The following is a 12,523-nucleotide window of genomic DNA, read 5'->3' as shown; positions in this document are numbered from 1 at the left end:
CATCAAACTAAAACATCAGTATAGAGCTCAGAAGCATCTGGCTCTGGATCGTTTTGCGCAAAATTTGCCGCATCAGCAACAATCGCACGCACCTCTTTATCAATAGATTTTAAATCATCTTCGTTCGCAAAGCCTTGTTTAATAATTCTATTTTTCACCTGATCAATCGGATCTTGATCCTCTTTTATTTTCTGAACTTCTTCCTTTGAACGATACTTTGCCGGATCAGACATAGAATGACCACGATAGCGATAAGTCTGCATATCAAGAATGATGGGCCCTTTACCAGAACGTGCCCAAGCAATTGCTTCATCAGCAGCTCCTTTTACTGCTCGAACATCCATACCGTCAACAACAATACCTGGAACTTCGAAAGAAAGACCACGACGGGAAAAATCAGTCTCTGCAGATGCACGTACAACTGATGTTCCCATAGCATACTGATTGTTTTCAATAATATAGACAACAGGAAGCTTCCAAAGTGAAGCCATGTTAAAACTTTCGTAAACCTGACCCTGATTGGCGGCACCATCACCAAAATAAACTAATGTCACATTATCTTTACCAAGGTACTGATTCGAAAATGCCAAACCTGAACCAATTGGAACCTGTGCACCAACAATGCCATGCCCACCATAAAAATTCTTTTCTTTAGAAAACATGTGCATCGATCCACCCTTTCCTTTGGAAAAGCCTCCTTGACGCCCAGTTAATTCAGCCATAACACCACGTGGACTCATTCCAACCGCCAACATATGACCATGATCTCGATAAGATGTTATCACCTGATCACCTTCTTTTGCTGCCTTTAATGTTCCAACAACAACGGCTTCTTGCCCAATATAAAGGTGACAAAATCCACCAATAAGCCCCATACCATAAAGCTGCCCCGCTTTTTCTTCAAAACGACGAATTAAAAGCATCTCACGATAGGCATCAATCTCCTCTTCTTTGGTAAAAGTAACTATTTGTGCTCTCTTTGTGGTGTTTGATAATGCCGTATGTACCACCGACGCAGAATTTTTTTTAGATCGTTCTGCCATATTAAACTCCCTTTTATGATTGTTTAGGAATAACCTTTACGAACAAAAGTTACAAGCATTATCAATAAACTTGGATGATATCTGGAGAGATTGTGTTAAAATATTTTTTGAAATGAAGCAGTTTCCGATTAATTTTTAATGTCATTTGAAGGGATTAAAATCGTCAACTCATTGGGTTTGGAAAAGTTTAAATTCTTCCGAATATACTCATCCAACATATCCTTCTCAATATGCCCATTGCGTAAAAGTGAAATACGCTTTTCAATGAACATCCGTTCAGCTTCTACCTTATGAAGCTCTTCCTCTAATTCGATAATATGTTGATTAACCTCACTACGTGAATATAACCCGTACTCACCATGATAAATGTGATAACTGAAGTAGCTTAAAACCCCCACTGTCATAAGTGGGAGTACAAAGCGAATTTTGATTGATCTACGTTTTTGTTTTGTCCACATAAAATAGCACAGTCTTTACAGCACAACCTTCTCAACATTTTACTAACTATGCATAACTTTAATTAATACCTCATTACCAAATACCTACAAAAATAATTCCCTGTTAAAATGGCTATAAAATCAATGAATGACCAAGGACCAGATATCAAAGCTCCAAAAAGAGTTAAAGCAATTATTAAAATATCTGTTCTCATTTTACCAGCCATAAAACGATAAACACCCACCACCCTAAAAAAGCAAACACCCCTTGGCGTTGTTTTTAACTGTTGTGAATAACTTCCAGTCAAGATAGAAAAAACAGATTTAGCAGTATCACCTTCGCAAACAAAATCAACGGCATCACCCACCTTCAGTGGATTCTTTTCCAACTAACCACAACTCGAAAATTGATGATGCTTACCAGCATCGCCTGAAATAAGACAGGTTTCTCGGTCTCAACCAATAATTGTACCTTTCGTCCTTGGTACCTATAAAGCCATTCCTCATATGTTACTCATAAAGAGATTATTTTCTAAATTGTATAATATGCTAATTAACCTCACGGCGTAAATACAACCCATACTCACCGTGATAATCATAAAATTAAAATAGCTTGGAATTCCTAAACAACTTAATATTTTGCATTGCTATAAGCGGCAATACAAAACACATCTCGATTGATTTACATTGATGCCTTGTTTAAGGTAAAATAGCATAGCTTTTTGCAATATTTCTATTCAACTGTGCATGATTTTCATTAATATCTAATCACCAAATACATGCACCTAAAGACTCCAAGTATTATGGATTCATAGACTAATCACAACGAAACCAAAAAACATGATTTCCTTTTTATACATTCCATTACTGTATAATTTCTACCAACGTGTAATTTTTTTACCATTTTTATCAGTAAATTTCCCCGCCGCAATGACTATAAAATCAACAATTGCCCAAATCCCTGTAATCATCAAACCGATAATCGATAAAGATAGAACAAGCATTAAAGTACCAGTCCAAACTCTACCAACCATAAAACGGTGAATACCAAATACACCAGTAAACCAACAAATGAGTATGAGCATCGATCTTGTAAGTTCTGAATCTTGTGGCAATAATGGAAAAACAGAATTGATAACATCACCTTCACATACGAAATCAATCGCCTCGCCTATCTTCGGTGGAGTTTTTCCTAACCAATCCAAAGTTGCGAATTGATAACGCTTACCATCATCAGCAGAGACAAGATAAGTTTCTTGATCCTGACTAATAATTATACCTCTCATCTTTAATCACCTATGAAATAGTTATGCTTTTATTATTGATAAAATCATCAAATTTAATCGTCTTGTTCAATTAATAAAAAATATTGTTTTTTCATTCGCCATTAACGACGCCAATTGCCTGCATAACATGCCTGTACCCCTAGCATCTCTTCAATACGAATAAGCTGATTGTATTTTGCTAATCTATCCGAACGTGCAAGCGAACCTGTTTTAATCTGCCCACAATTCGTTGCAACAGCAAGATCTGCTATGAAAGAATCTTCTGTTTCACCTGAACGGTGAGATATAATGGCACGATAGCCTGCCTTATGCGCTGTTTCTACAGCATCAAGCGTCTCACTTAAAGTACCAATCTGATTAACTTTAATGAGAATAGCATTGGCCGCCCCTATCTTGATACCATTGCGCAAACGCGCTGAATTTGTTACAAATAAATCATCGCCAACAAGTTGACATTTTTTTCCAATCGAATCGGACAATAATCTCCAGCCCTCCCAATCATCCTCAGCCATTCCATCTTCAATCGTAACAATAGGGTAAGTTTCAACAAGTTGTGCCAAATAATCTACCTGTTTTTGAACATCACGACACTTATCCTCACCTTTATAAAAATAAGAGCCATTTTTATAAAATTCGGTCGCAGCGCAGTCTAAACCAAGTACAATTTGTTCACCTGGTTTGTACCCACACGCTATTATAGATTCCATAATAAAATCAAGTGTCTGTTCAGCGCTTTTAAATTGGGGCGCAAAACCACCTTCATCACCAACATTAGTATTATAACCTGCATCTTTTAAGCGTTTTTTTAAAGTATGAAAAATTTCAGCCCCATAACAGATTGCTTCTTTTAAGGTAGGAGCTCCAACTGGAAGAATCATAAATTCTTGAAAATCAATCGGATTATCAGCATGTGCGCCCCCATTAATAATATTCATCATTGGCGTTGGAAGAATATGTGCTTGTATACCCCCAATATAGCGATAAAGGGGTAAACATAATGATTCCGCAGCTGCTTTTGCAACAGCCAATGAAACGCCAAGAAGTGCATTTGCACCAAGACGTGCTTTGTTTGGCGTTCCATCTAAAGCGATCATTGCTTGATCAATAGCAATTTGCTCTCTTGCATCTCGCCCACCAAGTTCATCAAAAATTTCACCGTTTACTGCTGCAACAGCTTTTTCAACACCTCTTCCTTGATAGCGCACGCCACCATCACGAAGCTCGATAGCTTCATGTGCCCCTGTAGATGCCCCTGAAGGCACAAGAGCACGACCAAAAGCCCCATTTTCCAAATGAACATCAACTTCTACCGTTGGATTTCCTCGGCTATCAAGCACTTCACGACCAATGATATCAACAATTACAGTCATATGGGTTCCCTTCTCCAACAAAAGTCTCGCTTCATTCTAAACGCCATAATGATAAAATATCCTCTGTCATTGTGTGTTTAATTCACTTTTTTAGACAGATAATCAAATTCCATTAAAGTCTCAAGAAGTCTTTGTAAATTATCAATTTTAATCATATTAGGCCCGTCAGAAGGTGCATTATCTGGATCTTGATGTGTTTCTAAAAAAACACCTGCAACCCCAATAGAAACAGCCGCCCGCGCCAAAACTTCAACAAATTGACGTTGTCCACCAGACGAATCTCCTTTGCCTCCTGGCTCTTGAACAGAATGTGTTGCATCAAAAATAATAGGTGCTCCAAATGAACGCAAAATGGGTAATGAACGCATATCAGAAATAAGTCGATTATAACCAAACGAAGTGCCTCGCTCACAAAGCATAACATTCGGATTACCGCTTTGAACAACCTTTTTTAAAACATTTTCCATGTCCCACGGAGCCAAAAATTGACCTTTTTTGATATTAATAACACACCCCGTTTTAGCTGCTGCCACCAAAAGATCTGTTTGACGGCATAAAAAAGCGGGTATTTGCAGAACATCTACTATAGAAGCAACAGCTGTACATTGCTCTTCTGTATGCACATCAGTCAATATCGGACAACCAAATTCCTTCTTCAAATCGGAGAAGATAGCCATTGCTTTTTCAAGGCCAATACCGCGTGCCGCACTCAAGGATGTTCTGTTGGCTTTATCGTAACTGGATTTATAAACAAACCCAATACCAATTTTATCTGCAATTGCTTTAATCTGACCAACCATTTCAAAAGCATGTTCTCGACTTTCTATCTGACACGGACCTGCAATCAATGAAAGAGGTAATTCATTTGAAAAAACAATATTTCCAACTTCCACAATGGCATTTGGTTCAGACATTTTATTCCTCAAAAGCAAATAATCCAATTTATGAACTAAACCAATCGACTTTGTTCTACAGTGGCTTCAATAAAAGAAGAAAAAAGTGGATGTGGATCAAATGGACGTGACTTCAATTCTGGATGATATTGAACACCAATGAACCATGGATGATCTGCATATTCTATTGTCTCTGGTAAAATACCATCGGGAGACACACCAGAAAAAATCAACCCACACTGTTCAAGCTTCTCTTTATAATCAATATTTACCTCATAACGATGACGATGTCGCTCGTGAATCTTTGTCGTTCCATAAATTTTAGAAATATGACTATTTTCTTTTAAGTTAGCAGCAAAAGCACCAAGACGCATCGTACCACCGAGATTTCCACTCTTTGTACGTTTCTCAAGAACATTTTCTTTGAGCCATTCTGTCATTAAACCTACAATTGGATTTTTTGTTTCGCAAAATTCACTTGATGAAGCATCCTTAATATGTGCAAGATTGCGCGCAGCTTCTATACAAGCTAATTGCATCCCAAGGCAAATACCCAAAAACGGAATCTTATGCTCTCGCGCAAATTGAATTGCTCGAATTTTACCTTCTGTACCACGTGCTCCAAACGCACCAGGTACCAAAATTCCATGGACTTTTTGTAAAGTGGATGCAGGATCTTCTTTTTCAAAAAGTTCCGCTTCAATCCACTCAATATTAACTTTTACTTTATTGGCTAACCCACCATGCGCAATTGCTTCGATAAGGGATTTATAAGCATCCTTTAAGCCGGTATATTTTCCAACAATAGCAATTGTTACTTCCCCTTCAGGATGATGAATCCGATATGTAATATCTTCCCAATGATCCATTTTAGGCTTAGGTGTAAGATTCATTCCAAAAGCAGCAAGAACTTCTGAATCTAACCTCTCTTTGTGATATGCTATGGGAACATCATAAATCGTTTGCATATCCAATGCCTGAATAACTGCATTTGAGCGAACATTACAAAAAAGTGATAATTTGCTCCGCTCTGTTTCTGGAATAGGTCGATCTGCACGCACCAACAAAATATCGGGTGCAATTCCAATTGATTGTAATTCTTTGACGGAATGTTGCGTTGGTTTGGTTTTTAATTCACCAGCCGAAGGAATATAAGGCATTAATGTAAGATGTATATAAACAACATTTTGCCTTGGTAATTCATTATGAATCTGGCGAATTGCTTCCAGAAAAGGCATTGCTTCAATATCACCAACCGTTCCACCTATTTCACACAAAACAAAATCAAATCCTTCATTTCCCGTAGTAATGAATGTCTTAATCTCATCGGTAACATGAGGAATAACTTGGACTGTTGCCCCCAAATAATCACCGCGTCGCTCTCGTTCAATAATATTTTGATAAATACGCCCTGTCGTAATATTATCCTGCCTATTCGCAGAACGTCCTGTAAAACGCTCATAATGACCAAGATCAAGATCGGTTTCTGCGCCATCGTCAGTTACAAACACCTCGCCGTGTTGATAAGGTGACATAGTGCCTGGATCAACATTTAAATAAGGATCAAGTTTGCGAAGCCGTATACGATAGCCACGAGCCTGCAACAACGCAGCTAATGCTGCTGCTGCAATGCCTTTTCCAAGGGAAGAAACCACACCACCAGTAATAAAAATATAACGTGTCATGAGCTTATGGTGATAAGCTGTTTATAATAATTTTTCCAGAAAAAAATGCAAAAAGAAACTATTTTCCTTCTATAAAATAAAAAAGGTGAAAAAGGCGCCTTTTTTAAAACCTATACTTTTTCAAAAAAACTATTTTATACTCTCACTTGGAACTGGATTTTCAAAAGCCGGCGGAACGGGGTTCTCAGTTTCAGGATTTGTAGGCTGTTTTTGTTCCTGAGATGGAACCGAGGTGCCTCCTAGTTGTTCAAGAATAGAAGGCTGAAACTCATCACCTGATGATGGCGCTACTTCTGGAATCTCTTTATTTTTAGAGTTTTTTTCCGAATTAGCAGGAATACGCTTGAGAATATCAGAACTGGAATTCGATATATTCCCTACAACGGTGAGTCCAATGGACACTGCAAAAAAGCAACATGCTAAAATAGCGGTCAAACGCGTTAATGGATTTTTTGATCCACGCGCTCTCATCAACCCAGAACTGCTGCTCGCTCCAAGCCCGCCACCTTCAGAAGGCTGAATTAAGATAATACCCACCAAAGCAATAACAACCAAAAAATGAATAACAATAAGTACCGTTTGCATAAAACCTGCTCTTTAAATAACTTTTCATAGCTGTTTACACGTAAATAACACATAATCCAAGGAGAAACAAAGATTCCTCCGTTATAATTTACGATAAACATCATAATTTACGATAAACATCGCAAATAGTTAAAAAATCAACTGCTTTTAAGCTCGCTCCGCCTATCAAAGCCCCATTAACATGATCAATGCTCAAAAGCTCAAATGCATTGGATGGTTTGACTGATCCACCGTAAAGTAACCGCATCTTGTTTCCTTCATCACCGAAACGAGAGCGTACCTCATCACGAATAAAACCATGCACTTCTGCAACATCTGCTGAAGTAGCCGTATTACCTGTGCCTATAGCCCATACAGGTTCATAAGCGATAATGACATTTTTTGCTGTAGAACCATCTGGCAAAGATCCTTCAAGCTGCCGCTTGAGAACAGCCAACACTTTATTACTTTTGCGTTCCTCTAACGTTTCACCAATACAAACAAGAGAAACAAGACCCGCTCGCCACGCTGCTTGTACTTTGGCACAAACAATTGCATCACTTTCTTGGTAAACTGTGCGACGTTCTGAATGCCCAATAATAACATGACTTGCCCCTGCTTCTTTAAGCATAAAAGCTGAAATATCTCCAGTATAAGGGCCATGATCATCAAAATGACAATTTTGTCCACCCAAAAGGAGATTTTCACCACCTAACGTGTTAGAAGCCCGCGATAAAAGCGTTGCTGGAACACAAATAAGCGCCTCAAATAAACGGCCTAAATCAGAGCTAACACCAGAAGCAATGGCACGCAACTCTCCAAGCGATTCACCAGTTCCATTCATTTTCCAATTTCCAGCAATAAAAGGCCAAATATTCGGAGACATAATTTTACCTCAAAAACACCTACAATATATTATTTATGTTTTTAGGTATCAAATTATAAAATAAAAGAAAATCTTTAAGCTTGCATCTTTCATATCTTTATTGCAAATTCCATCACTGCTTTGATAAAAATTCATACCAAAAGATGGAATTGAACGATGCTTGACATCATACGAAACGCTACAAATTCTTGGCTTTCCAGAACTTTTCTTGCTATTTTACTCTTATGCTTCATCCTTTTATGGGGCATACCGCAGTTATATATAAAGAGTGAAAGAGATCTTATTACTGCTGGAAAATCCACAGTAACTGTTGATGATTACCTTCTTGCACTTGCCGATCAAAGCGTACGTTTGGCACTCGCATCTCATATTGGACGAATGTTTACACAAGATGAAATCCAGCAGTATAAAATCCCCACCTTTGTTTTCAATCAGTTGCAACAAAATATACTCTTCGATGAACAGACGCGTAAAATGAAAATTAGCCTTTCAAAAAACACAATAGCGCGTATTCTTGGTGCTGATAATATGTTTCAAATGAATGGCGTCTTTGATCAGAGTTTGTTTCGTAACTATCTTCAGAATTTACGTATCAGCGAAAATAATTTTCTTGATTATTACACTCAAAGAGAAAAACGCAACCAACTCATTGCAGCTTCAATATCTGGGATGAAGGCACCAAATCTGTTTTATAAAGCACTCGCTCTTCATCAAAGAGAAACCCGTGTCGCTGATTATCTTGTTATTGATCTAAAAGACAATGAAAAAAGTTTTGATCCCGATCAAGAAACATTGCAAAAATGGTTTGAAACCCACAAAAATAAATTTCGTACTCCAGAGTACCGCACTGTTTCTTTATTATCTATGACATCAGATGAGATTATAAAACCCGAAGATATTTCAACAGATGAAGCTAGAGCTTATTATACACAAAATACCTCGCGTTTTATAACTCCTGAAAAACGCACGATTGAAGAATTGCAATTCACTACGCGCGAAGCTGCCGATAATGCAGCAAAAAAAATAGCCGATGGATTGAGTTTTGATGCGCTAGTTAAAGCTGAAAACAAGACTCTCAGTGAGATAAAAAAAGGCCCCCTCACAGAAAATGAACTTCCCAGTAGTTTAGCATCTGAGATCTTCGAACTCAAACAAGGGCAAGTTAGTGCTGTAATCAATAGCATACAAGGTCCCGTTATCATTCGCGTAACACATATTGAACCTTCAGCCTCACTTCCCTTTGAAAAAGTGGAAGAAAATATTCGTCAAGCACTTGCTCAAAATTATGCTGTGGACGCTATACGTAACAATTATACAGCGATCGAAAATGCACGCTTTGAGGGGACTTCTCTCAAAGATCTTGCTGACCAATATAAATTACCTCTGCGTACAATTACTGTTGATAAAACAGGAAAAACGATTGAGGGTACAATAGTAACAGATTTGCCTCAGAAAGATATTTTATTGAATGCCATCTATCAATCAAATGAAGGTGTCGATCTTGATCCTCTTTCTTTACCAAAAAGTGGATATCTCTGGTATAAAGTAGATAAAATTATTCCTGCCCGCGATAGAACACTTGAAGAAGCCAAACAAGATGTACTTTCTCAATGGAAAAGCGAAGAACTTCAACGCCTTCTTGATGAAAAAGCCAAAAATGCTCTCAAACAACTCTCTGAGGGAAAAAGTTTTATTTCTCTTGCCCATGCATTTGGTGTGAAAAAACAAACGACACAGCCTCTACGGCGTCAAGATTCATCTGAAATCTTTGGATTTGAAGGGATTAAAGCATTATTTTCTGGCCCAAAGGGGCACTATGGCGTAGTAAGAGGCCCACTCGCAACAAGTCGCATCGTTTATCAAATAAAAACAGTAGCCATGCCTCAAGACAACGACCTTCATACCCTTTCACCTAATATCCGTACTAATATAGATATGATAATGAGAGAAGGCCTAAAAATAGAAATGCTACAAGTTGCGAATAAAGAACACCCTTTGAAAATTAATAGCACTCTTCAGAATCAAATCTTCAACGCTGTCGAGTAAAAATCTCGCAAATGATTTTTGGTGTTTAAGTAATAAAATCGTAATTAGAACTTCTTTTGCAATTCAAAAAGTAAGATGGAATTCTTTTCCATCAGTATAAGGATGAATAATATCAATAAAAACAATGGATGCAATTTATGGGATAATTTTTCCAGAGTAGTAAAGAATGTAATCTGTGCGGACAGCCCTATAAATGTTCTCATCATGAGTAGTTATTATTTATAATCGTCTATACATGCAATATTTCCTTCAACCATAGATTTTTTCTGCAGCCGTTAGAGGTAATTTTTTCCTATTCAAAAATACCATTTTTCATTGAAAAACGATGCATACTGATACAATTAAGCAATGAATATTAAAATCTCAATTTTATCAGAAATTAATTGATGATCTCATAAATTTTATCCTAGTTTTGTATTCTCTAAACCATCTACCGATGTATAACAATGGATAAACACTGAAAAAATACATGATATATTCAATTTCAAATTCCATGTATCCAGTTTATGGCTGTTCTGAAATCATTATCAACACATTGGCAGTACTTCCCCAATGAAAAAAAAGAATTTTGATTCACAATATCTTAGTTATCTAACACATTGATTGATTTTCTCTGTTCTTGGATAATGTTCTTTAATCCTTATAATATCTTTGGAAAATTACCACTTATTGCTGCCCTTGCTATCAACCAGTAACGATGAATCAATGGTAAAGTTGCGCTTTTTTGAAAAACTACAGCTCCCAACTGTACTGCTTTTTGAAGAGATGCTGGTATAATCGCCAACGGAAGAAATGCTTGTTTAAGCATGCTGGGCAAAGCACTAGAATGATCGTAAAACTTGGTATAATGATCTCTGGATAATGCTACCATAGCTTCAACGATGTGGCACTTTTGTTTGTCATTGATACGATTAGACTCCAAATCTTCCCTATCTACCCCTACAGCCTTTAATATATCAGCAGGTAAATAGTATTGGTATCGTGATTGCATAAATGATAAAAGACGTAATACACCACTTAATCCCTGAGCAATCCCTCCACGTTCGTAGACATCTGTAAAATCTTGTGTTGTATCAGGATCTAATATCTGACAAGAAAGACGCAAGATTATACTTGCTGTTTCGCTAAAATAGAATTCGAGATCATGAAGATTTTCTATCGGATTGTGATAAAGATCTAAAATCTGCGCATCACAGTAACGTAAAAAAGCTGTCTTAGGCAAATTAAAGAGAGTCATTGCTGTAAACAAATCGCTTAAAATCGGATTATCTTTACTCTTTTTTATTTCACCATTAGCGATGGAATCATACCACCAACGTAATCGTATTTCGCCAATAAGTGGATCGTGTACAATTTCGCGAATACGAGCAATTTCTACATTAAAAGCGTAAAGAGCAGCCAGTGCTCTGCGCTTTTTTTTAGGTGCAAATAAAACCGATATATAGCGATCACGATCTGTGGCACGTAAAAAATCAAGATAATAAGGAAGAGGATCAATCATTCTGTGACACCTCTTAACTTTCTTTTTTAGCAATTAACATTCTATTTTTATCATATTTCGAAATGATGAATGAGCAAATACAGCCAATAGAATAAAATTTTTAAATATGCCTCTACATGTATTACAAATTAAAGATTCTTTTCTAGGTAATTTTTTAGTTACCCTAAATACATGAAGTATTTTTGCTTACAAAAATTTCGCTTGTAATCATAATGTATCTTCTTAAGAAGAAAAATTAATAAACAGATAAACTCCTACGAAAGCTTGTCTCTTACACTCGCATTCATACTGAAATAAAGGAGTAAGGAATGATCACTTTATATATATATATATGTAATCATGTAAAGTCTCATTTGTTTAACATTTTCACATGTAAATGATGAAGAATATCTGCCTTTTTTATAAAGAAACTTGGTGGGAAAAAGGTAAAATATCTGAAAAATTGATGTGCTTTTTAAAAACTTGGGCATCTGATCTGCCGACAATGTTTTCCAAGACACTTCAAATGCAATGTATGCAAAGTAAAAGCGTGATAAGAATACCAACAAACAGCGTATATCATCCAATTTAATTGAATAAGGAAGAACTTCTACCAAAATATTCCATCAATTTCTTGCTAAAGAACAATTCGACAGAGAAGGCACAACAAAAAGTAAAATCTTTTAGTGATTATTCTCTATAATTTATTTTCTCTCCTTTTTCATCAATCAAAGCTACATTCCTTCCAATACCGTTTGTTTCACCATATTAAACTTGTCTTTATCAAATTAGATCTTATTATACCATGATTAGTATAAATAATAAAACTATGT

At 36.7% G+C, this 12,523-nt stretch carries 11 protein-coding genes; 1 reads left to right on the top strand and 10 read right to left on the bottom strand.

Going from position 1 to position 12,523, the window contains the following annotated elements; translation table 11 throughout:
* Positions 1-2 precede the first annotated feature (2 nt).
* From pdhA to tpiA, 9 genes are all read right to left on the bottom strand, one after another.
* Positions 3-1,043 (bottom strand): pyruvate dehydrogenase (acetyl-transferring) E1 component subunit alpha, encoded by a 1,041-nt coding sequence (pdhA, locus tag V4B17_RS01835; protein WP_455479813.1) that lies wholly within the window; start codon positions 1,041-1,043, stop codon positions 3-5.
* Between the two features lie 128 nt (positions 1,044-1,171).
* Positions 1,172-1,501 carry an FtsB family cell division protein gene (locus V4B17_RS01830; RefSeq protein ID WP_455479812.1) on the bottom strand — a complete coding sequence of 110 codons (330 nt, stop codon included), beginning with the start codon at positions 1,499-1,501 and terminating at the stop codon, positions 1,172-1,174.
* Positions 1,502-1,563: 62 nt separating this feature from the next.
* Entirely contained in the window at positions 1,564-1,848 is a 285-nt protein-coding gene (locus V4B17_RS01825) for a hypothetical protein (protein ID WP_455479811.1), read from the bottom strand.
* A 510-nt stretch (positions 1,849-2,358) separates the two neighbouring features.
* The gene (locus V4B17_RS01820; RefSeq protein WP_455479810.1) at positions 2,359-2,766 is read right to left on the bottom strand and encodes a TM2 domain-containing protein; all 408 of its coding nucleotides are present in this window, start codon (positions 2,764-2,766) and stop codon (positions 2,359-2,361) included.
* Positions 2,767-2,867: 101 nt separating this feature from the next.
* Positions 2,868-4,136, bottom strand: a complete 1,269-nt coding sequence (eno, locus tag V4B17_RS01815) for a phosphopyruvate hydratase (protein ID WP_455479809.1) — start codon at positions 4,134-4,136, stop codon at positions 2,868-2,870.
* 77 nt (positions 4,137-4,213) lie between these two features.
* Positions 4,214-5,050, bottom strand: a complete 837-nt coding sequence (gene kdsA / locus V4B17_RS01810) for a 3-deoxy-8-phosphooctulonate synthase (protein WP_455479808.1) — start codon at positions 5,048-5,050, stop codon at positions 4,214-4,216.
* Positions 5,051-5,085: 35 nt separating this feature from the next.
* Complete coding sequence (locus tag V4B17_RS01805; protein WP_455479807.1) at positions 5,086-6,714, bottom strand: CTP synthase; 1,629 nt, start codon at positions 6,712-6,714, stop codon at positions 5,086-5,088.
* Between the two features lie 129 nt (positions 6,715-6,843).
* A complete protein-coding gene (gene secG / locus V4B17_RS01800) occupies positions 6,844-7,299 on the bottom strand; it encodes a preprotein translocase subunit SecG (protein ID WP_455479806.1) in 456 nt (151 codons plus the stop codon).
* Between the two features lie 100 nt (positions 7,300-7,399).
* Positions 7,400-8,164 carry a triose-phosphate isomerase gene (gene tpiA / locus V4B17_RS01795; RefSeq protein ID WP_455479805.1) on the bottom strand — a complete coding sequence of 255 codons (765 nt, stop codon included), beginning with the start codon at positions 8,162-8,164 and terminating at the stop codon, positions 7,400-7,402.
* Between the two features lie 156 nt (positions 8,165-8,320).
* On the opposite strand from tpiA, the gene V4B17_RS01790 reads away from it, so the two are divergent.
* Entirely contained in the window at positions 8,321-10,210 is a 1,890-nt protein-coding gene (locus V4B17_RS01790) for a peptidyl-prolyl cis-trans isomerase (RefSeq protein ID WP_455479804.1), read from the top strand.
* 640 nt (positions 10,211-10,850) lie between these two features.
* Here the strand turns inward: V4B17_RS01790 and V4B17_RS01785 are convergent.
* Positions 10,851-11,711: a phytoene/squalene synthase family protein gene (locus V4B17_RS01785; RefSeq protein WP_455479803.1), complete on the bottom strand. Its 861-nt coding sequence runs from the start codon at positions 11,709-11,711 to the stop codon at positions 10,851-10,853.
* Positions 11,712-12,523: the final 812 nt, after the last annotated feature.

Source organism: Bartonella sp. B23, assembly GCF_053793815.1.
The sequence above is the reverse complement of the archived record's forward strand: the minus strand, read 5'-3'. Positions and strand labels throughout refer to the sequence as shown.